The sequence below is a fragment of the Inquilinus sp. OTU3971 genome, from assembly GCF_038440215.1.
This window is the reverse complement of record NZ_JASATH010000154.1, coordinates 1-20,056: the sequence shown is the minus strand read 5'-3', so window position 1 is coordinate 20,056 and position 20,056 is coordinate 1. Positions and strand designations below refer to the sequence as shown.

Sequence of the window (20,056 nt, the reverse complement as noted above, 5' to 3'; positions counted from 1 at the left end):
CCCCCCCCCCCCCCCCCCCCCCCCCCGGGGAGGGGGGGCAAAAAAGGGCGGGCCCAGCGTCGATCAGCGTCACAGCCATCTCAGAACAGAAAGTACCGCTGCGCCAGCGGCAGCACCGAGGCCGGTTCGCAGGTCAGCAGCTCGCCGTCGGCGCGGACCTCGTAGGTCTCGGGGTCGACCTCGATCACCGGGGTCGCCGAGTTGTGGATCATGTCGGCCTTGCCGATGCCGCGCGTGCCCTCGACCGCCACCACCTCGCGCTGTAAGCCCAGCCGGTGGCCGATGCCGTCCTCCAGCGCCGCTTTGGACACGAAGGTGATGGCCGAGGCCGCCATGGCCCGGCCGAAGCCGCCGAACATCGGCCGGTAATGCACCGGCTGCGGCGTCGGGATCGAGGCGTTGGGGTCGCCCATCAGCGCCATCGAGATGGTGCCGGCCTTCAGCACCAGCTCCGGCTTCACCCCGAAGAAGGCCGGGTCCCACAGCACCAGGTCGGCCAGCTTGCCGACCTCGACCGAGCCGACATGCCGCGACAGCCCCTGCGCGATCGCCGGGTTGATGGTGTACTTCGCGACGTAGCGCTTGACGCGGGCGTTGTCGTTCTCGCCGGTCTCCTGGGCCAGACGGCCACGCTGGACCTTCATCTTGTGCGCGGTCTGCCAGGTGCGCAGGATCACCTCGCCGATCCGGCCCATCGCCTGGCTGTCGGAGGAGATGATCGAGAAGGCGCCGAGATCGTGCAGGATGTCCTCGGCCGCGATGGTCTCGCGCCGGATCCGGCTTTCGGCGAAGGCCACGTCCTCCGGAATCCCGGCATCCAGGTGATGGCACACCATCAGCATGTCGAGATGCTCGTCGAGCGTGTTGACGGTGAACGGCCGGGTCGGGTTGGTCGAGGACGGGATGACGTTGGCCAGGCCGGCCACCCGGATGATGTCCGGCGCATGTCCGCCGCCGGCGCCTTCGGTGTGGAAGGCGTGGATGGTGCGGCCCTTGAACGCGGCGATGGTGTCCTCGACGAAGCCGCTCTCGTTCAGCGTGTCGGTGTGGATCATCACCTGGATGTCCATGGCGTCGGCGACGCCGAGGCAGCAGTCGATCGCGGCCGGGGTGGTGCCCCAGTCCTCATGCAGCTTGAGCGAGGAGGCGCCGGCGCGGATCTGCTCGATCAGCGCGTCCGGCCGGCTGGCATTGCCCTTGCCGGAGATCGAGATATTGACCGGCAGCCCCTCCGCCGCCTGCAGCATGCGGGCGATGTGCCAGGGGCCTGGGGTGCAGGTGGTGGCCTTGGTGCCGGTCGATGGGCCGGTGCCGCCGCCCACCAGGGTGGTGACGCCGCTGGCGATCGCCTCCTCCACCTGCTGCGGGCAGATGAAGTGGATGTGGCAGTCGATGCCGCCGGCGGTCAGGATCCTGCCCTCGCCGGCAATGATCTCGGTGCCCGGGCCGATGACGATGTCGACGCCCGGCTGGATGTCCGGATTGCCGGCCTTGCCGATGGCGGCGATGCGGCCGTCGCGGATCGCGACATCGGCCTTGACGATGCCCCAGTGGTCGAGGATCACGGCGTTGGTGATGACGGTGTCGGCGGTGCCTTCGGCCCGGGTGGCCTGGCTCTGCCCCATGCCGTCGCGAATCACCTTGCCGCCGCCGAACTTGACCTCCTCGCCATAGATCGTGTGGTCGCGCTCGATCTCGATGAACAGCTCGGTGTCGGCCAGGCGCAGCCGGTCGCCGGTGGTCGGCCCGAACATGTCGGCATAGGCGGCGCGGGAGATGGAAATGGGCATAGGACCTCCTCAGCCCTGGACCGGATCGAGCGGCCCCATGACCGCCTGGCGGAAGCCGGTCGCGACGCGCGCGCCGGCCAGGGCGACCAGCCGCACCTCGCGGCTCTGCCCCGGCTCGAACCTGACGGCGGTGCCGGCCGCGATGTCCAGCCGCCGGCCCCGCGCCGCTGCCCGGTCGAAGGACAGGGCCGGGTTGGTCTCGAAGAAATGATAGTGGCTGCCGACCTGGACCGGCCGGTCACCGGTGTTGGCCACGGTCAGGACGATGCTGTCGCGGCCCGCGTTCAGCTCGATCATGCCCTGTGCCGGAATGAGTTCGCCCGGGATCATGCTGCGGCTCCCTCAGCGGATCGGCTCATGGACGGTCACCAGCTTGGTGCCATCGGGGAAGGTGGCCTCGACCTGGACGTCGTGGATCATCTCGGCCACGCCCTCCATCACCTGGTCCCGGGTCAGCACCGTGGCGCCGGCCGCCATCAGCGACGCCACCGAGCGGCCGTCGCGGGCCCCTTCGGTGACGAAGTCGGAGATCAGCGCCACCGCCTCCGGATAGTTCAGCTTCACGCCGCGCTCCAGCCGCCGGCGCGCCACCATCGCGGCCATGGCGATCAGCAGCTTGTCCTTCTCCCGCGGGGTCAGGTTCACGGAGACTCCTCCCAGTGCTTCTTCAACATTGCCAGACGCGCGGCAGCGGGCGCCCGGCCCGCAGGATACCGAGCGCCGAGATCAGGTCGCGCCGCAGCACGGCGCCATCCGGCGCGGCGAAACGGGCGACCAATAGTCCATTCCAGGCGCTGGCGCCGGCCAGCCCTTCCGCCCCGGCCAGCGCCGCGCGCAGCGGGTCGATCAACGCCTGCGCCTCAGGCGCCGCGAAGAGCAGCGTCGCCATCGCCCGGGCGCCGCGGCCGAGGCCCGGCCGGTCCAGCGCCGCCGCCGGGTCGCCATCGACCGCCAGCGCATCGGCGTAGACCAGCCGGCCGTCGCGGCGGATCCGCCAAGCATCGCGCAGCGTGCCCTGCCGCACCACCTCGCCCATCGCCGCGCGGCCGAACACGATCGCCTCCACGCCCAGGAAGCGCGCATCGCCGCGCAGCTCGATCTGCAGGTCACGGTCCAGGCGGGCGCGGTCGAACAGGATGGTCTCCTGCGGCAACCACTCGGCTGTGGCGCCGGGCTCGACCGCCAGCCGGGTCTCGATCCTCGCCGCATCGCCAAGCGAGCGATAGATCCGCTCCGCCGCCTGCCCCGCCACCGTCGCCGCCGTGCCCTCGCCCCAGCGCACCGCCTGCTGCAGCCGATCGCCGCCGGTCAGCCCGCCGGCCGTGTTCAGCAGCACGGCGCCGGCGAAGGCCTCGGCCTCACGCCGCGGGAAGCGCGCCTTGGCACAGCCCTCCTGGAACAACGCGGCCAGCACCGTCTCGGCCCCACGCCGCTTGAAGCCGAGGTCGAGCCGGCCGCGGGCGCGCGCCAGCGGCACGGGCAGGGCCGTCGGCTCCACGAAGGCCGGCGGGTCAGACCGTAAGGTGACGACGGACGCTGTCTTCATCGAGCGCGGTCTTGTCCCCGTCCACCACGACCTCGCCGCGATCCAGCACGACGAGGCGTTGGCCCAGAGCATGGGCGAAATCGAAATACTGCTCGACCAGCAGGATCGCCATGGTGCCACGGTCGCGCAACATCGCGATGACGCGGCCGATGTCCTTGATGATCGACGGCTGGATGCCCTCCGTCGGCTCGTCCAGGATCAAGAGGCGCGGCCGGGTCACCAGGGCCCGGCCGATCGCCAGCTGCTGCTGCTGCCCGCCCGACAGGTCGCCGCCGCGCCGGCCGAGCATCGACTTCAAGACCGGGAACAGCTCGAAGATCTCCTCCGGCACCCGCCGCTCGCGCCGCGGCAGCATGGCGAAGCCGGTCTCGAGGTTCTCCCTCACCGTCAGCAGCGGGAAGATCTCGCGCCCCTGCGGCACGAAGGCGATGCCGCGCCGCGCCCGCTCCGCCGTCGGCAGGCGGGTGATGTCCTCGCCCTCCCACAGGATCTTGCCGGCCGCCACCGGCTGCTGGCCGACGATGGCGCGCAAGGTGCTGGTCTTGCCGACGCCGTTGCGGCCGAGCAGGCAGGTCACCTCGCCCTTGCCGACGCCGAGCGACACCCGCCGCAGCGCCTGGGCTGCGCCGTAGAACAGGTCGATGCCTTCGACTGCAAGCATGCTCAGCGCCCGAGATAGACGTCGATGACGCGCGGGTCGGCGCTGACGGTGTCGAGCGGTCCTTCGGCCAGCACCGAGCCCTCATGCAGCACCGTCACCTTGACGTCGAGGGCGCGGACGAAATGCATGTCGTGCTCCACCACCACCACCGACCGGGTCTTGTTGATCTCGCGCAGCAGGATCGCCGTCTCCTCGGTCTCGGCGTCGGTCATGCCGGCCACCGGCTCGTCCACCAGCAGCAGCGCCGGCTCCTGCGCCAGCAGCATGCCGATCTCCAGCCACTGCTTCTGGCCGTGCGACAGCGCCCCGGCCAGCCGGTCGCGATGCGCCGTCAGCTTGGTCGTTTCCAGGATCTCTTCGATCCGCTCCGCCGTGTCGGGACGGGGGCGGCCGAACAAGAGGTTGGTCGGCGATCGCGGGCCGGCCAGGGCGAGGAGGAGGTTGTCCCCGACCGTGTGACTGTCGAACACCGTCGGCTTCTGGAACTTGCGTCCGATGCCTAAGCCCGCGATCGCCGTCTCGTCCAGCCGGGTCAGGTCGTGGGTGCCGCGGAACAGCGCCTCGCCCTGGTCCGGTCGGGTCTTGCCGGTGATGACATCCATCATCGTGGTCTTGCCGGCCCCGTTCGGGCCGATGATCGCCCGCATCTCGCCCGGCTCGATCACCAGCGACAGGGCGTTGAGCGCCCGGAAGCCGCTGAAGGTCACGGTCACGCCGTCGAGATAGAGCAGCGCCTGGGTGGGGGCTTCGGGAGCCGTCATCGCGGCGTCTCCGTCGCCACCTCGGCCGCGCGGCGGCCCGGACGGGCTCGTCGGGAACGCCAGGCCGACTGCACCGCGCCGACGATGCCCTTGGGCAGCACCAGCGTCACCAGGATGAACAGTCCGCCCAGCGCGAACAGCCAGAATTCCGGCAGCAGGTTGGTGAAGACGGTCTTGCCGAGATTGACCGTGACCGCGCCGATGATCGGTCCGATCAGCGTGCCGCGGCCGCCGACCGCGACCCAGATCACCGCCTCGATCGAATTGGCCGGGGCGAATTCGCCCGGGTTGATGATGCCGACCTGCGGCACGTAGAGGGCGCCGGCCACCCCGGCCATCATCGCCGACAGGGTGAACACCACCAGCTTGTAGGATTCGACCCGGTAGCCGAGGAAGCGGGTGCGGCTTTCGGCGTCGCGGATGGCGATCATCACCTTGCCGAAGCGCGACCGGGTGATCGCCCGGCACATCAGGAAGGCGGCGGCGAGCGCTATGGCGCTGGCCAGGAACAGACCGGCCCGCGTCGCATCCGCCTGCAGGCTGAAGCCGAGCAGGTCCTTGAAGTCGGTCAGGCCGTTGTTGCCGCCGAAGCCCATGTCGTTGCGGAAGAAGGCCAGCAGCAGGGCGTAGGTCATCGCCTGGGTGATGATCGAGAGATAGACGCCGGAGACGCGGCTGCGGAAGGCGAACCAGCCGAAGACGAAGGCCAGCGCGCCCGGCACCAGCAGCACCATCAGCGCCGCGAACCAGAACTGGTCGAAGCCGAGCCAGTACCAGGGCAGCTCCGGCCAGTTCAGGAACACCATGAAGTCCGGCAGCACCGGGTTGCCGTAGACGCCGCGCGAGCCGATCTGGCGCATCAGATACATGCCCATGGCGTAGCCGCCGAGGGCGAAGAAGGCGCCATGGCCGAGGCTGAGGATGCCGACATAGCCCCAGACCAGGTCGATCGCCAGGGCCAGCAGGGCGTAGCACAGATACTTGCCCATCAGGCTGACGGCGTAGCCCGGCACGTAGAATGCCGAGTCTGCCGGCAGCGCCAGGTTGGCCAGCAGGATCAGCACCGCCACGGCGACGAGGCCGAGGGCGAAGGCCGGGCCGCCTGAGGCACGAAGGAGACGGGCCGTGATCATGATTCCACCGCCCGCCCCTTGAGCGGGAACAGCCCGCGCGGCTTCCTCTGGATGAACAGGATGATCCCGACCAGGATCGCGATCTTGCCCAAGACCGCGCCGGCCCAGGGCTCCAGCAGCTTGTTGGCGACGCCGAGCGTCAGCGCCCCGACCAGCGTGCCCCACAGGTTGCCGACGCCGCCGAACACCACGACCATGAAGCTGTCGATGATGTAGCCCTGACCGAGATTGGGGCTGACATTGTCGATCTGGCTGAGCGCCACCCCGGCGATGCCGGCGACGCCGGAACCGATGCCGAAGGTCAGCATGTCGACCCGGCTGGTGCGGATGCCCATCGCCGCGGCCATGCGCCGGTTCTGCGTCACCGCCCGCATCTGCAGGCCCAGCGCGGTATAGCGCAGCACCAGCATCAGCGCGGCGAAGACCAGCAGTGCGAAGACGACGATCCAGAGCCGATTCCAGGTCAGGGTCAGCCCGCCCAGGTCGAAGGCACCGGACATCCAGGCCGGGTTGCCGACCTCGCGGTTCGACGGGCCGAAGGCGGTGCGCACCGCCTGCTGCAGGATCAGCGACAGGCCGAAGGTGGCCAGCAGCGTCTCCAGCGGCCGGCCATAGAGGAAGCGGATGATGCCGCGCTCGATCGCGACGCCGGCCAGGGCCGCGACCAGGAAGGCCAGCGGCAAGGCCACCGCAAGGGAATAGTCGAACAGGTTCGGCGCATAGCTGCGGAACGCCTCCTGCACCAGGAAGGTGGTGTAGGCGCCGAGCATGACGATCTCGCCATGCGCCATGTTGATCACGCCCATCACCCCGAAGGTGATGGCGAGGCCGATGGCGGCGATCAGCAGCACCGAGCCGAGGCTGAGCCCGTAATACAGGCTCTGCACCCCGTTCCAGATCGCGAGCCGGGTGTCGATCCGGCCGATCGCAGCCTCGGCCGCGGCGGCGACGGCGGGGGACGGGCTCGGAATGCCGGACAGCAGCGCCCGCACCTCCTGGTCGCCGCGGGCGGCGACGGTGTCGATCGCCGGCAGCATCGCGTCGTCGCTGCCGCCCTTGGCCAGGATGATGGCGGCGCGCGCCTCGAGGAAGGCCTGCTTCACCGCCGGATCGGTCTCGCGCGCCAGCGCCGCCTCCAGTGCGGGCAGCGCCTTGTCGTCGCGCGATTTGAACACCGCGGCGGCGGCGTCCAGGCGCTTGGCCGGGTCGGGCGCCAGCAGGGTCAGCGACCCCATCGCCGCGTCGATCGCCCGCCGCACCCGGTTGTTGACCCGGATCGGCTTGCCGCCGGCCGGCGCCTCGGTGAGTGCGGCCCCGGTGGCGGCGTCGACGAAGCCGCCGGCCTCGGTCTTGATCGCCACCGTGCCCCCCGGCGCCGCGATCAGGCGTCCGGCCGCCAGCGCCTCCAGCACCGCCGGCGCCCGCGCGTCACCCGAGGCGGCGACCCCGTCCACCCCGGCGGCGATGTCGTCGTAGTTGGTCGAGGCGAAGCGTGCGAGCACCTCGGCCGGAATCTCCGCCCGGGCGGAGAGCGGGAGGAGGAGCAGGAGGAGGGCGAGGACGCCACCCGTCAGCACAGATCGAGTCCCCCCTCCCCTCGCGGGAGGGGGGTAGGGGGAGGGGGTTGCCGCAGCAAGAGCAATAAGCTCCCGTCGGACTCCTAGGAGACCACGACAGATAAGCCTGTACATTTCGACGAAGGTCTGCCCGGGCTGCACGAACCCCCTCCCCCTGCCCCCCTCCCGCAAGGGGAGGGGGGACTGGTTTGCGTCGTTCGCCCCATGCTTTGCGACCATTCGAAGCCCGATCATCACAGCCTGCGATTGAATGCCGGGAGGCGCCCCCGCGCCTCCCGGCTTCCCCTCCATCCCTTAGTCAGGAGCCCGACCCGCCGCACTTGCCGGTCTTGACGTTGAAGTTGCCGCAGGCCAGCGGCTTGCGCCAATCGGCGATCAGGTCCTTCGAACCCTCGAGATAGTCGGACCACTCGTCGCCCACGACCTCGGGGGTCTCCGACACCGTCTGGATCTGGCCGTCAGCCTGGATCTCGCCGATCAGCACCGGCTTGGTGATGTGGTGGTTCGGCATCATGCTGGCATAACCGCCGGTCAGGTTCGGCACGGTGACGCCGACCATGGCGTCGATCACCTTGTCGGGATCGGTGCTGCCCGCCTTCTCGACCGCCTTCACCCACATGTTGAAGCCGATGTAATGCGCCTCCATCGGGTCATTGGTGGTGCGCTTGTCGTTCTTGATGAAGGCGTGCCACTTGGCGATGAAGTCCTTGTTCTCCGGCGTGTCGATGCTCTGGAAGTAGTTCCACGCGGCCAGGTGGCCGACCAGCGGGCCGGTGTCGAGCCCGGCCAGCTCCTCCTCGCCGACCGAGAAGGCCACGACCGGGATGTCGGTCGCCTTGATGCCCTGGTTCCCGAGCTCCTTGTAGAACGGCACGTTGGCGTCGCCATTGACGGTCGAGACCACGGCGGTCTTCTTGCCGGCCGAGCCGAAGGCCTTGATCTTGCCGACCTCGGTCTGCCAGTCGGAGAAGCCGAACGGCGTGTAGTTGACGCTGATGTCCTCCGGCGCCACGCCCTTGGCCTTGAGATAGGCCTCGAGGATCTTGTTGGTGGTGCGCGGATAGACGTAGTCGGTGCCTTCCAGCACCCAGCGCTGCACCCCCTCCTCGTTCATCAGATAGTCGACCGCCGGGATCGCCTGCTGGTTCGGCGCGGCGCCGGTGTAGAAGATGTTGCGCGAGCTCTCCTCGCCCTCGTACTGCACCGGGTAGAACAGGATGCCGTCGAGCTCCTCGAACACCGGCAGCACCGATTTCCGCGACACCGAGGTCCAGCAGCCGAAGGTGGCCGCGACCTTGTCGACCGAGATCAGCTGCCGCGCCTTCTCGGCGAAGAGCGGCCAGTCCGAGGCCGGATCGACCACCACCGCTTCCAGTTTCTTGCCGAGCAGCCCGCCCTTCTTGTTCTGCTCGTCGATCAGCATCAGCATGACGTCCTTCAGCGTGGTCTCGCTGATCGCCATGGTGCCGGACAGGGAATGGAGGATGCCGACCTTGATGGTGTCCTCGGCCCGGGCAGCGCTGGTGAAGCCCAGCCCCATGGACACCGCCAGCGCGGCGCCGATCACCCAATGTTTCTGCGACAATGCCATCGTGAACTCCCTGAACTCGCTTGTTTGCGTCCGCATCCCGATCGCTAGGCAAGTTCCGGGCCAGTGGCGGAACTCCGCCACCCGTACCTGCCTAAGAGGGCGGCAGATGCCTCGGCTGCCCATTCCCTGCGCAGCGTCCCCATATCTGATGTGGTCCAGAACTTGCTGAGGCCTGACCGAGTCCCTGATCCGAGTCCCTGATCCAGTCCCGTTGCCCCCTGTGCCCGCGAATGGTCCTGCGCATCCTCCTGGTCGATGAGAACGCCGAGCGGTGCCGCGTGGTCGAGGCGGCGCTGACCGCGGCCGGCCACGGCGTGGTCACCACCGCCAGCGGCACGGAGAACCTGCTGGCGCGGGTGCGCGAGATCGAGCCGGACGTGATCATCGTCGACCTCGACGCCCCCAACCGCGACGCGCTGGAGCATATGCGCAGCGTCAGCCGCGAGCGGCCGAGGCCGATCGTGATGTTCGTCGACCAGAGCGACGACGCCGCGATCGGCGAGGCGATCCGCGCCGGGGTCAGCGCCTATGTCGTCGACGGCCTCGGCCCGCATCGGGTGAAGCCGGTGTTGGAGGCCGCGATCGCCCGGTTCCAGGCCTTCCAGGCGATGCGCGACGAGCTGGAGAAGACCCGCGCCACCCTGGCCGAACGCAAGCGCATCGAGCGCGCCAAGGGCATCCTGATGCAGCAGCGCGGCATGACCGAGGACGAGGCCTACAAGGCGCTGCGCAAGCTGGCGATGGACCGCGGCAAACCGCTGGCCGAGATCGCCGAGCAGGTGATCAGCATCAGCGAGCTGCTGACCAAAATTTAGGCGCGCCTGTTTTTGCCGCATTTTTGTGCATTGCACAACAGCGAAGCAGAATCATACCGCAGTGCAGCGTGCCCGCGCCACTCGCTTTCGATCCCTGAATCGCGCCGCGGCGCTCGATCTCCGAATTCGGGAGGGGCATGGCGAGGTGGTTGGCACGCCGCTTGCGTATCCCTTGGGTGACGATGGGCAATGGCGTCCGTCTGACGATATTCTGGGCGGTCCGACGATGGGCCGTCTGAACCGGGCAAAGGCGTCCGAGGGTTGCGGATCTTCCGCAGGCTCTCGGACGCCTTTTCGTTTTGGAGCGGCTGATGACGAACCACCGCACAGATCTGACCCTCGGCTTCGTGCCGCTGGCCGACTGCGCGCCCCTGATCGTGGCGGAGCGGAAAGGCTTCTTCCGCGAGGAGGGGCTGTCGGTCCGGCTGTCGCGCGAGAGCAGCTGGGCCAGCCTGCGCGACAAGCTGGTCTGCGGCCTGCTGGACGGCGCCCATATGCTGGCGCCGCTGCCGCTGGCGATCACGCTGGGGCTGAGCGGCCCGAAGACGCCGATGCTGGTCGGCCTGTCGCTGAGCCTGAACGGCAATGCCGTCACCGTCTCGCGCGCTTTGGCGGCGGAGATGGCGGCGGCGAATCCGGAGGGCGCGGCCGCCGGGTCGGCCTCGGCGATCGCGGCCGTCGTCGCCGAACGGCGCCGGGCCGGCGCCCCGCCCCTGGTCCTCGCCATCGTCTTCCCGGTGTCGAGCCATCACGACCAGCTGCGCTACTGGCTGGCGGCCGGCGGGGTCGATCCGCAGCGCGACGTCCGCATCGTGGTGGTGCCGCCGCCGCAGATGGTGGCGCATCTGTCGGCCGGGCGGGTCGACGGCTTCTGCGTCGGCGCGCCCTGGGGCGATGTCGCGGTCGACCAGGGGGTCGGCGTCACCGCCACCACCGGCTGGCAAATCTGGAACAACGCGCCGGAGAAGGTCTTCGCCGTCACCCGTGCCTGGGCCGAGGCCCGGCCGGACGCCCATCGCGCCCTGCTGCGCGCCCTGATCCGCGCCGCCGCCTGGCTGGACCGGCCGCGGCACCGACCCGAGGCGGTGGCGATGCTGGCGGCGCCGGAGGTGCTGAACGCCCCGGCCGCCTCGATCGCCGCCAGCCTGGTCGGGCGGCCGGGCGACCTGCTGGTCGACGGGCTGCCGGCGCGCGGCCCGGTCTATCATCGCCGTGCCGCCGGCCTGCCCTGGCGGTCCCACGCCGCCTGGTTCCTGGCGCAGCTACGGCGCTGGGGCGAGCTGCCGGACACGATCGACATCGCCGCCACCGCTGCCGCCGTCTACCGGCCGGATCTCTACCGCGAGGCCGCCTGGGACCTCGGCTACCCGGCCCCGGCGGCGGACAGCAAGACCGAAGGCCATCACGACACCCTGTGGGTGCTGGCCGACAAGACCGGCGGCGTGGCCCTGGGCGCCGACCGCTTCTGCGACGGCCGGATCTTCGATCCCGCCGCGCTCGACACCGATCTCGCCGGCCTCGCCGCCGGCGGCACCACAACCGTCGCGACGCAACGCGGCTGACCGAACCGAAGGGGGCTTTCATGACCGGACGCGACCGCACCATCACCCTCAGCCGCCGCAGCCTGCTGCAGGGCACTGCGAAGCTGACCGGAGCCGCGGCGACCATCGCCGCGCTCCGCGCCGCCTTCCCCGCCGGCGCCTTCGCCCAGGGAGCGGGGCCGGAGACGACCAAGGCGACGTTGGGCTTCATCGCCCTGACCGACTCCACCCCGCTGATCATCGCCAAGGAGAAGGGGCTGTTCGACCAGGTCGGGCTGACCGAGGTCACGGTCGCCAAGCAGGCCTCCTGGGGTACCACCCGCGACAACCTGGTGCTGGGCTCGGCCGGCGGCGGCATCGACGGCGCCCACATCCTGACGCCGATGCCCTACCTGATGACGCTCGGCACCATCACCGCCGAGAACAAGCCGCTGCCGATGCAGATCCTGTGCCGGCTGAACACCAACGGCCAGGCGATCTCGGTCGCCAAGGACCTGATGCCGGCCGGCGCCACGGTCGACGCCAAACCGCTGAAGGCCGCCTTCGCCGACATGAAGGCCAAGGGGCAGGAGGTGAAATGCGCCGTCACCTTCCCCGGCGGCACCCACGATTTGTGGATGCGCTACTGGCTGGCGGCCGGCGGCATCGATCCGAACAAGGACGTCAGCACCATCGTGGTGCCGCCGCCGCAGATGGTCGCCAACATGAAGGTCGGCAACATGCAGGCCTTCTGCGTCGGCGAGCCGTGGAACGACCAGCTCGTGCACCAGGGGATCGGCTACTCCGCCTGCGTCACCGGCGAGCTGTGGAAGGATCATCCGGAGAAGAGCCTGGCGCTGCGCGCCGACTGGGTCGACGCCAACCCGAAGGCGGCGGCGGCGCTGCTGCAGGCGGTGCTGGAGGCGCAGCGCTGGGCCGACAAGCCGGAGAACAAGGAGGAAATGGCCCAGATCATCGGCCGGAGGGCATGGTTCAACGTGCCCCCGGCCGACATCCTGCCGCGCTCGCTCGGCACCATCGACTACGGCGACGGCCGCAAGGTCGAGAACAGCCCGCTCTTGATGAAGTTCTGGCAGGACTTCGCCTCCTACCCGTTCCAGAGCCACGAGCTGTGGTTCCTGACCGAGGACCGGCGCTGGGGCTACATCGCCCCCGACACCGACCTCAAGGCGCTGATCGCCAAGGTCAATCGCGAGGACCTCTGGCGTCAGGCCGCGCAGGCAGCCGGCGTGCCGGCCGAGGAGATCCCGGCCGGCACCTCGCGCGGCAAGGAGACCTTCTTCGACGGCAAGGTCTTCGACCCCGACGCCCCCGACGCCTACCTCGCCAGCCTCGCGATCAAGACCGTCGCCTGACGCCCCGACGACAGACAGCCGGAGCCAGCCTCGTGCCCCAGACCGCCCAGATCGTCTCCGAAGCCCCCGCCGCGGGTCCCAAGCCGAGGGCGACGCCCGCCGGCCGGGTCGTGTCCCTGCCGGTGGCGCGGCCGCCGCTCGGCCCCGTCCTCGGCCGCCTCGCCGCCGAGGCCGCGGCCCGGGTGGTCCCGCCGCTGATCGTGCTGGCGCTGCTGCTGCTGGCCTGGCAGCTGCTGTGCTCCAGCCCGACCTCCAACCTGCCATCGCCGCTCAAGGTGCTGGACGACACCTGGGACTTCATCATCGACCCATTCTACGACAATGGCGGGGTCGACAAGGGCGCCTTCTGGCAGATCGCCACCAGCCTGTCGCGGGTGGCGGTCGGCTTCGCCCTGGCCTCCGTGGTCGGGGTCGCGCTCGGCGTGCTGATCGGGCAGAGCGTCTGGGCCATGCGCGGGCTGGATCCGATCTTCCAGGTGCTGCGCACCATCCCGCCGCTGGCCTGGCTGCCGATCTCGCTAGCCGGGTTCCAGCAGGCTGAGCCGTCGGCGATCTTCGTCATCTTCATCACCTCGATCTGGCCGATCGTGATCAACACCGCGGTCGGGGTGCGCAACATCCCGCAGGACTACCGCAACGTCGCCGCGGTGCTGCGCCTGTCGCCCTGGGAGGTGTTCACCAAGATCACCCTGCCGGCGACCGTGCCCTACATCTTCACCGGGCTGCGCATCGGCATCGGCCTGTCCTGGCTCGCCATCATCGCGGCCGAGATGCTGATCGGCGGCGTCGGTATCGGCTTCTTCATCTGGGACGCGTGGAACAGCTCGCGCATCAGCGACATCATCGTGGCGCTGGTCTATGTCGGGCTGGTCGGCTTCGTCCTCGACCGCCTGATCGGCTTCGCCGGCGCGCTCGTCGCCCGCGGCACCTCGGCCTGAGGAGACGCCCCATGGACAGCTATCTCTCGATCGAGCAGGTCGGCATGCGCTTCACCCGCGGCAGCGCGGTCAGCGAGGTGCTGGTCGATGTGAACCTGGGCATCGCCCGCGGCGAGTTCGTGTCGATCATCGGCCATTCCGGCTGCGGCAAGTCGACCATGCTGAACATCGTCGGCGGCCTGGTCCGCTCCACCACCGGCGAGGTGCTGCTGGACGGCCAGGTGGTCGACAGCCCGGGCCCCGACCGCGCCATCGTGTTCCAGAACCACTCGCTGCTGCCCTGGCTGACCGTCTACGGCAACGTCCGGATCGCCGTCGACAAGGTGTTCGGCCGGGCCAAGAGCGCGGCCGAGCGGCATGAGTGGGTGATGCACAACCTGGCCCTGGTCCACATGGCGCACGCCAAGGACAAGCGGCCGGGCGAGATCTCCGGCGGCATGAAGCAGCGCGTCGGCATCGCCCGGGCGCTGGCGATGCAGCCCAAGATCCTGCTGATGGACGAGCCCTTCGGCGCGCTCGACGCGCTGACCCGGGCGCATCTGCAGGATTCGGTGATGGAGATCCACGCCGCGCTCGGCAACACGGTCCTGATGATCACCCATGACGTCGACGAGGCGGTGCTGCTGTCCGACCGCATCGTGATGATGACCAACGGCCCCAGCGCCACCATCGGCGAGGTGCTGGACATCCCGCTGGAGCGGCCGCGCCGCCGCCTGGCGCTGGCCGACGATCCGACTTACGCCGCGTGCCGCGTGCAGGTGCTGCGCTTCCTCTACGAGCGCCAGCGCTTCACCACCGTGGCCGCCTGAGGGGGAGGGGAACATGCCCGAGGGAAGCTGGGGGCCGCAGGAGCGGCTGGTGGTGGTCGGCAACGGCATGGCCGGGATGCGGGCGGTGGAGGAGCTGCTGGCGCGCGCGCCCGGCCGCTACGCCGTCACCGTGTTCGGCGCCGAGCCGCAGGTGAACTACAACCGCATCATGCTGTCGCCGGTGCTGGCCGGCGAGAAGCAATTCGACGACATCGTCATCAACGACCGCGCCTGGTACGAGGCCAACGGCATCGAGCTGCGCGCCGGGGTGCGGGTGGCGGCGATCGACCGCGAGGCGCGCGAGGTGGTCGGCGCCGACGGCAGAAGCTGCCGCTACGACCGGCTGCTGCTGGCCACCGGGTCCGACCCGATCGTGATCCCGGTGCCGGGCCGCGACCTGCCCGGCGTCGTCACCTTCCGCGACATCGCCGATGTCGAGGCGATGCTGGCGGCGGCGCGCGAGGGCCGCACCCGCGCCGTGGTGATCGGCGGCGGCCTCTTGGGCCTCGAAGCCGCCAACGGCCTGCGCGCCAACGGCATGGAGGTCACCGTCCTGCACCTGATGCCGGTGCTGATGGAGCGGCAGCTCGACCCCGCCGCCGCCTACCTGCTGCAGCGCGAGCTGGAGCGGCGCGGCCTGACCGTGCTGACCGAGGCCGATACCGCCGCGATCGAGGGCGACGGCAGGGTCGAGGCGGTGCGGCTGAAGGACGGGCGGGTGATCCCGGCCGACATCGTGGTGATGGCGGTCGGCATCCGCCCGGCCACCACCCTGGCCCGCGAGGCCGGCCTCCTGGTCGAGCGCGGCGTCGTGGTCGACGACCGGATGACCACCTCCGACCCCTGCATCCTGGCGGTGGGCGAATGCGTCCAGCACCAGGGCCGGACCTACGGGCTGGTGGCCCCGCTGTACGAGATGGCCCGGATCTGCGCCGACCAGCTGGCCGGCACGGCGGCGAGCGAGTATCGCGGCTCGGTCACCTCGACCAAGCTCAAGGTCACCGGCATCGACGTGTTCTCGGCCGGCGACTTCCAGGGCGGCGAGGATTGCGAGGACATCGTGTTCCGCGACGCCGCCCGCGGCGTCTACAAGCGGCTGGTGCTGAAGGGCAACCGCATCGCCGGCGCCGTGCTGTACGGCGACACCGCCGACGGCGCCTGGTTCTTCCAGATGCTGCGCGAGGGTCTGGACGTGGCGCCGATGCGCGACGGGCTGATCTTCGGCCAGGCGCTGGCGGCCGCCGGGGGTGCGGCGCCGGACCCTAAGCAGGCCGTTGCCGCCCTGCCGCCCGAGGCGGAGATCTGCGGCTGCAACGGCGTCTGCAAGGGCACCATCGTCCAGGCGATCGGCGAGAAGGGGCTGGCCAGCCTCGACGCGGTGCGGGCCCACACCAAGGCCTCGTCCTCCTGCGGCTCCTGCACCGGGCTGGTCGAGAGCCTGCTGGCGGTGACGCTGGGCGACGGCTACGAGGGCGGGCCGAAGATCAAGGCGGTCTGCGGCTGCACCGATTTCGGCCATGACGAGGTGCGGCGGCTGATCCTGGCGCGCGAGCTGCGCTCGATCCCCGCGGTGATGCAGGAGCTGGGCTGGCGCACGCCGCATGGCTGCGCCAAGTGCCGGCCGGCGCTGAACTACTACCTGATCTGCGCCTGGCCCGGCGAGTACATCGACGATCAGCAGTCCCGCTCCATCAACGAGCGGGCGCACGCCAACATCCAGAAGGACGGCACCTATTCGGTGGTGCCGCGGATGTGGGGCGGCGTCACCAGCGCCAAGGAGCTGCGGGCGATCGCCGACGTGGTCGATCGCTACGAGATCCCGTCGGTCAAGGTGACCGGCGGCCAGCGTATCGACCTGCTGGGCGTGAAGAAGGAGCAGTTGCCGGACGTCTGGCGCGACCTGAACGCCGCCGGCATGGTCTCCGGCCACGCCTACGGCAAGGCGCTGCGCACGGTGAAGACCTGCGTCGGATCGGAATGGTGCCGCTTCGGCACCCAGGATTCGACCGCCATGGGCATCGCGCTGGAGCGGATGAGCTGGGGCAGCTGGACCCCGCACAAGTTCAAGATGGCGGTGTCCGGCTGCCCGCGGAACTGCGCCGAGGCGACGATCAAGGATTTCGGCGTGATCGCGGTCGACAGCGGCTGGGAGCTGCATGTCGGCGGCAATGGCGGCATCAAGCTGCGCGGCACCGACTTCCTGTGCAAGGTCGAGACCGAGGCCGAGGTGCTCGAGTACTGCGGCGCCTTCATGCAGCTGCACCGCGAGGAATCGCACTATCTGGAGCGCACGGCACCCTGGATCGAGCGTGTCGGCCTGGACCACGTCAAGCGCCGGGTGGTCGAGGATGCGGAGTCGCGCCAGCGGCTGCACGTCCGCTTCCTGCATTCGCAGCAATTCGCGCAGCAAGATCCCTGGGCCGAACGCGCCGCCGGCGCCGAGGCGCACGAGTTCCGCAGCCTGGCCGAGGTGGGGTGAGCGATGACCATGAAGCTGTGGATCGATGTCGGCGGGATCGAGGACATCCCGCCGATGGGCGCCCGGGTGGTGAAGAGCCCGGAGGGCGACATCGCCCTGTTCCGCACCGCCGACGACCGGGTCTTCGCGCTCTATGACCGCTGCCCGCACAAGGGCGGGCCGCTGTCGCAGGGCATCGTGCACGGCACCAGCGTCACCTGCCCGCTGCACGCCTGGGTGATCAGCCTGGAGACCGGATCGGTCGAGGGGCCGGACGAGGGCTGCGTCCACCGCGTCGCGGTCGAGCTGCAGGCCGGCCGCATCCGCCTCGGCCTGCCGTCGCCGCAGCTGGTCGCCAATGGCTGAGATCCGCACCACCTGCCCCTATTGCGGCGTCGGCTGCGGTGTCGCTGCGGCGCCGGAGGGACGGGTGGCGGGCGACCCGATTCACCCGGCGAATTTCGGCCGGCTGTGCTCCAAGGGCGGGGCGCTGGGCGAGACGCTGGGGCTGGACGGGCGCCTGCTCGACCCGATGATCGGTGGCCGGGCCGCGAGCTGGGACGAGGCGCTGGACCGCGTCGCGACCGGCTTCGGCGAGGCCATCGAGAAGCACGGGCCGGACTCCGTCGCCTTCTACGTCTCCGGCCAGTTGCTGACCGAGGATTATTACGTCGCCAACAAGCTGATGAAGGGCTTCATCGGCTCCGGCAACATCGACACCAACTCCCGGCTGTGCATGGCGTCCTCGGTCGCCGGACACCGCCGCGCCTTCGGCGGCGACGTGGTGCCGGGCTGCTATGAGGATTGGGAGCAGGCGGACCTCGCGATCTATGTCGGCTCCAACGCCGCCTGGTGCCACCCGATCCTGCACCGCAGGCTGCTGGCGGCGCGGGAGACGCGCGGCACGAAGATCGTGGTGATCGACCCGCGCCGCACCGCGACCTGCGACGAGGCCGACCTGCACCTGGCCATCGCCCCCGGCACCGACGTGCTGCTGTTCAACGGCCTGTTCGCCCATCTGCTGCGGACCGGCGCGCTGGACCGCGGTTGGATCGCCGCCCATGCGAGCGGCTTCGAGGAGGCGGCCATCGCCGCGGCCGAGGACGCGCCGGACATCGCCACCGTGGCTCGGGGCTGCCGCCTGCCGGAGGAGGCGGTGCGGCGCTTCTACGCCTGGTTCGCCGAGACCCCGGCGACGCTGACCATCTATTCCCAGGGCGTGAACCAGTCGACCCAGGGCACCGACAAGGTCAACGCCATCATCAACTGCCACCTCGCCACCGGCCGGATCGGCCGGCCGGGCGCCGGCCCGTTCTCGGTCACCGGCCAGCCCAACGCCATGGGCGGGCGTGAGGTCGGCGGCCTGGCCAACCAACTCGCGGCCCACATGGCCTTCGAGGATCCGGCGTCGCGCGACCGGGTGCGCCGCTTCTGGCGGGCGCCGCGGCTGGCGGAGCGGCCGGGGCTGAAGGCGGTGGAGCTGTTCGACGCCGTCGCCGCCGGCCGGATCAAGGCGCTGTGGATCATGGCGACCAACCCGGCGGTCAGCGCGCCGGACGCCGAGCGCCTGCGCCGCGGCCTGCGCGGGTGCGACCTGGTCGTCGTCTCCGACGTCACCGCCGAGACCGACACCGCCCGGCTGGCCGATGTGCTGCTGCCCGCCGCCGGCTGGGGCGAGAAGGACGGCACCGTCACCAATTCCGAGCGCCGGATCTCGCGCCAGCGCGGCTTCCGCCCCCTGCCCGGCCAGGCCCGGCCGGACTGGTGGATCGTCACCCAGCTGGCCCGCCGCATGGGCTTCGCCGACGCCTTCCCCTATGAGGATCCGGCCGCGATCTTCCGTGAACACGCCGCCCTCTCCGCATTCGAGAACGACGGCGGGCGCGCCTTCGACATCGGCGCCCTGGCGGCGCTGGACCAGGAGGCCTATGACGCGCTGGAGCCGGTGCAATGGCCGGTCCCGGCCGGCCGGCGGCTGGGCACGGCGCGGCTGTTCGGCGATGGCCGCTTCCCGACGCCGGACGGCCGCGCCCGCTTCGTCCCGGTGCGGCACCGCCCGCCGGCCCATCGCCCGGACCGCGACCGGCCGATGCTGCTGAACACCGGCCGGCTGCGCGACCAGTGGCACACCATGACCCGTACCGGCGCGGTGCCGCGCCTGGCCGCCAACAGCCCGGAGCCTGCGGTCGAGCTGCATCCGGACGACGCCCGCCGCCACGGCTTGGCCGAGGGCGACCTGGTGCGGCTGAAGAGCGGCTGGGGCCGCGCCCTGGCCCGGGCCCGCATCAGCTCCGATCAGATGCCCGGCCAAGCCTTCCTGGCGATGCATTGGAACGACCGCTTCACCACCGATTGCGTCGTCGGCAAGCTGGCCAGCCCGGCCGTCGATCCGATCTCCGGCCAGCCGGAGTTGAAGCACACGCCGGTCTCGCTCGATCGGGTCGCGCTGGGCTGGGAGGGGTTCCTGGTGTCGCGCCGGCGGATGCGGCCGACCGGCCTGGTCTACTGGACCCGCCGGGCCGCCGCCGGCTGCCAGATCTACGCCCTGGGCGGGCCGGAGCCGCCGGCCGACGGCATCATCCTCGGCCGCTCGCTGCTGGCGCCGGCCAAGGACCGTCAGGTGATCGAGTTCGCCGATGCCAGGCGCGGCCTGTTCCGCCTGGCCACGCTGGAGGCCGGCGGCCTGGCCGAATGCCTGTTCGTCGCCCCGCCCGGCCGACTGCCCGACCCGGAATGGTTGCTGGCCCGCTTCGCCGCCGAGACGCCGGCGCTGGACGAGGCCGACCGCCGCGCCCTCTTGTCCGGCCGCGCCCCGGCCGGCGCCCCGGCCGAGGGCCGCATCGTCTGCGCCTGCCTCGGCGTCGGCATCGAGCGGATCCTGCGCACCATCCGGGATGGCCAGGGCATCGGGGTCAAGGAGCTCGGCGCGCTGCTCGGCGCCGGCACCAACTGCGGCTCCTGCGTGCCCGAGCTGAAGGAGATCGTCGCCCATGCCGCCCTTCCTGCAGCAGGCTGAATCAACCAGTTCCGCTTCCCATTTTAGTCCCCCCACCCCCGGGGGGGGGGGGGGGGGGGGGGGGG

Annotated in this window: 17 protein-coding genes; 8 read left to right on the top strand and 9 right to left on the bottom strand. The window is 70.5% G+C overall.

Going from position 1 to position 20,056, the window contains the following annotated elements; all coding sequences use genetic code 11:
• Nucleotides 1-80 precede the first annotated feature (80 nt).
• The 9 genes from ureC to urtA form a co-directional block, all read right to left on the bottom strand.
• The gene (gene ureC / locus AAHM41_RS29625; RefSeq protein WP_342240220.1) at nucleotides 81-1,790 is read right to left on the bottom strand and encodes an urease subunit alpha; all 1,710 of its coding nucleotides are present in this window, start codon (nucleotides 1,788-1,790) and stop codon (nucleotides 81-83) included.
• A gap of 9 nt (nucleotides 1,791-1,799) precedes the next feature.
• Nucleotides 1,800-2,120: an urease subunit beta gene (locus AAHM41_RS29620; RefSeq protein ID WP_342240219.1), complete on the bottom strand. Its 321-nt coding sequence runs from the start codon at nucleotides 2,118-2,120 to the stop codon at nucleotides 1,800-1,802.
• Between the two features lie 12 nt (nucleotides 2,121-2,132).
• The gene (locus AAHM41_RS29615; protein WP_342240218.1) at nucleotides 2,133-2,435 is read right to left on the bottom strand and encodes an urease subunit gamma; all 303 of its coding nucleotides are present in this window, start codon (nucleotides 2,433-2,435) and stop codon (nucleotides 2,133-2,135) included.
• 22 nt (nucleotides 2,436-2,457) lie between these two features.
• Entirely contained in the window at nucleotides 2,458-3,336 is an 879-nt protein-coding gene (locus AAHM41_RS29610; RefSeq protein WP_342240217.1) for an urease accessory protein UreD, read from the bottom strand.
• Nucleotides 3,302-3,997: an urea ABC transporter ATP-binding subunit UrtE gene (gene urtE / locus AAHM41_RS29605; protein WP_342240216.1), complete on the bottom strand. Its 696-nt coding sequence runs from the start codon at nucleotides 3,995-3,997 to the stop codon at nucleotides 3,302-3,304. The genes AAHM41_RS29610 and urtE overlap by 35 nt, the downstream gene beginning before the upstream one ends.
• 2 nt (nucleotides 3,998-3,999) lie before the next feature.
• A complete protein-coding gene (gene urtD / locus AAHM41_RS29600; protein WP_342240215.1) occupies nucleotides 4,000-4,758 on the bottom strand; it encodes an urea ABC transporter ATP-binding protein UrtD in 759 nt (252 codons plus the stop codon).
• Nucleotides 4,755-5,891, bottom strand: a complete 1,137-nt coding sequence (urtC, locus tag AAHM41_RS29595) for an urea ABC transporter permease subunit UrtC (RefSeq protein WP_342240214.1) — start codon at nucleotides 5,889-5,891, stop codon at nucleotides 4,755-4,757. The genes urtD and urtC overlap by 4 nt, the downstream gene beginning before the upstream one ends.
• Nucleotides 5,888-7,393, bottom strand: a complete 1,506-nt coding sequence (gene urtB / locus AAHM41_RS29590; RefSeq protein ID WP_342240213.1) for an urea ABC transporter permease subunit UrtB — start codon at nucleotides 7,391-7,393, stop codon at nucleotides 5,888-5,890. Before urtB ends, urtC begins: the two co-directional genes overlap by 4 nt.
• Before the next feature lie 373 nt (nucleotides 7,394-7,766).
• Entirely contained in the window at nucleotides 7,767-9,008 is a 1,242-nt protein-coding gene (urtA, locus tag AAHM41_RS29585) for an urea ABC transporter substrate-binding protein (RefSeq protein ID WP_342240221.1), read from the bottom strand.
• 281 nt (nucleotides 9,009-9,289) lie between these two features.
• On the opposite strand from urtA, the gene AAHM41_RS29580 reads away from it, so the two are divergent.
• From AAHM41_RS29580 to AAHM41_RS29545, 8 genes are all read left to right on the top strand, one after another.
• Nucleotides 9,290-9,874, top strand: a complete 585-nt coding sequence (locus tag AAHM41_RS29580) for an ANTAR domain-containing response regulator (RefSeq protein WP_342240212.1) — start codon at nucleotides 9,290-9,292, stop codon at nucleotides 9,872-9,874.
• Nucleotides 9,875-10,185: 311 nt separating this feature from the next.
• Nucleotides 10,186-11,436, top strand: a complete 1,251-nt coding sequence (locus AAHM41_RS29575) for a CmpA/NrtA family ABC transporter substrate-binding protein (protein ID WP_342240211.1) — start codon at nucleotides 10,186-10,188, stop codon at nucleotides 11,434-11,436.
• Between the two features lie 20 nt (nucleotides 11,437-11,456).
• Entirely contained in the window at nucleotides 11,457-12,770 is a 1,314-nt protein-coding gene (locus AAHM41_RS29570) for a CmpA/NrtA family ABC transporter substrate-binding protein (RefSeq protein ID WP_342240210.1), read from the top strand.
• Nucleotides 12,771-12,802: 32 nt separating this feature from the next.
• The gene (ntrB, locus tag AAHM41_RS29565) at nucleotides 12,803-13,708 is read left to right on the top strand and encodes a nitrate ABC transporter permease (RefSeq protein ID WP_342240209.1); all 906 of its coding nucleotides are present in this window, start codon (nucleotides 12,803-12,805) and stop codon (nucleotides 13,706-13,708) included.
• A gap of 11 nt (nucleotides 13,709-13,719) precedes the next feature.
• Entirely contained in the window at nucleotides 13,720-14,517 is a 798-nt protein-coding gene (locus tag AAHM41_RS29560) for an ABC transporter ATP-binding protein (protein ID WP_342240208.1), read from the top strand.
• A 13-nt stretch (nucleotides 14,518-14,530) separates the two neighbouring features.
• Nucleotides 14,531-16,996 carry a nitrite reductase large subunit NirB gene (nirB, locus tag AAHM41_RS29555; protein ID WP_342240207.1) on the top strand — a complete coding sequence of 822 codons (2,466 nt, stop codon included), beginning with the start codon at nucleotides 14,531-14,533 and terminating at the stop codon, nucleotides 16,994-16,996.
• 3 nt (nucleotides 16,997-16,999) lie between these two features.
• Entirely contained in the window at nucleotides 17,000-17,341 is a 342-nt protein-coding gene (gene nirD / locus AAHM41_RS29550; protein WP_342240206.1) for a nitrite reductase small subunit NirD, read from the top strand.
• Nucleotides 17,334-19,991 carry a molybdopterin-dependent oxidoreductase gene (locus AAHM41_RS29545; protein ID WP_342240205.1) on the top strand — a complete coding sequence of 886 codons (2,658 nt, stop codon included), beginning with the start codon at nucleotides 17,334-17,336 and terminating at the stop codon, nucleotides 19,989-19,991. The genes nirD and AAHM41_RS29545 overlap by 8 nt, the downstream gene beginning before the upstream one ends.
• The last annotated feature ends 65 nt before the right edge of the window (nucleotides 19,992-20,056 follow it).

Bases quoted from the DNA above. Each gene is read 5' to 3' on its own strand.
- ureC (WP_342240220.1), bottom strand. From the start codon at position 1,790: ATGCCCATTTCCATCTCCCGCGCCGCCTATGCCGACATGTTCGGGCCG.
- AAHM41_RS29620 (WP_342240219.1), bottom strand. From the start codon at position 2,120: ATGATCCCGGGCGAACTCATTCCGGCACAGGGCATGATCGAGCTGAAC.
- AAHM41_RS29610 (WP_342240217.1), bottom strand. From the start codon at position 3,336: ATGAAGACAGCGTCCGTCGTCACCTTACGGTCTGACCCGCCGGCCTTC.
- urtE (WP_342240216.1), bottom strand. From the start codon at position 3,997: ATGCTTGCAGTCGAAGGCATCGACCTGTTCTACGGCGCAGCCCAGGCG.
- urtD (WP_342240215.1), bottom strand. From the start codon at position 4,758: ATGACGGCTCCCGAAGCCCCCACCCAGGCGCTGCTCTATCTCGACGGC.
- urtC (WP_342240214.1), bottom strand. From the start codon at position 5,891: ATGATCACGGCCCGTCTCCTTCGTGCCTCAGGCGGCCCGGCCTTCGCC.
- urtA (WP_342240221.1), bottom strand. From the start codon at position 9,008: ATGGGGCTGGGCTTCACCAGCGCTGCCCGGGCCGAGGACACCATCAAG.
- AAHM41_RS29580 (WP_342240212.1), top strand. From the start codon at position 9,290: ATGGTCCTGCGCATCCTCCTGGTCGATGAGAACGCCGAGCGGTGCCGC.
- AAHM41_RS29575 (WP_342240211.1), top strand. From the start codon at position 10,186: ATGACGAACCACCGCACAGATCTGACCCTCGGCTTCGTGCCGCTGGCC.
- AAHM41_RS29570 (WP_342240210.1), top strand. From the start codon at position 11,457: ATGACCGGACGCGACCGCACCATCACCCTCAGCCGCCGCAGCCTGCTG.
- AAHM41_RS29560 (WP_342240208.1), top strand. From the start codon at position 13,720: ATGGACAGCTATCTCTCGATCGAGCAGGTCGGCATGCGCTTCACCCGC.
- nirB (WP_342240207.1), top strand. From the start codon at position 14,531: ATGCCCGAGGGAAGCTGGGGGCCGCAGGAGCGGCTGGTGGTGGTCGGC.
- nirD (WP_342240206.1), top strand. From the start codon at position 17,000: ATGACCATGAAGCTGTGGATCGATGTCGGCGGGATCGAGGACATCCCG.
- AAHM41_RS29545 (WP_342240205.1), top strand. From the start codon at position 17,334: ATGGCTGAGATCCGCACCACCTGCCCCTATTGCGGCGTCGGCTGCGGT.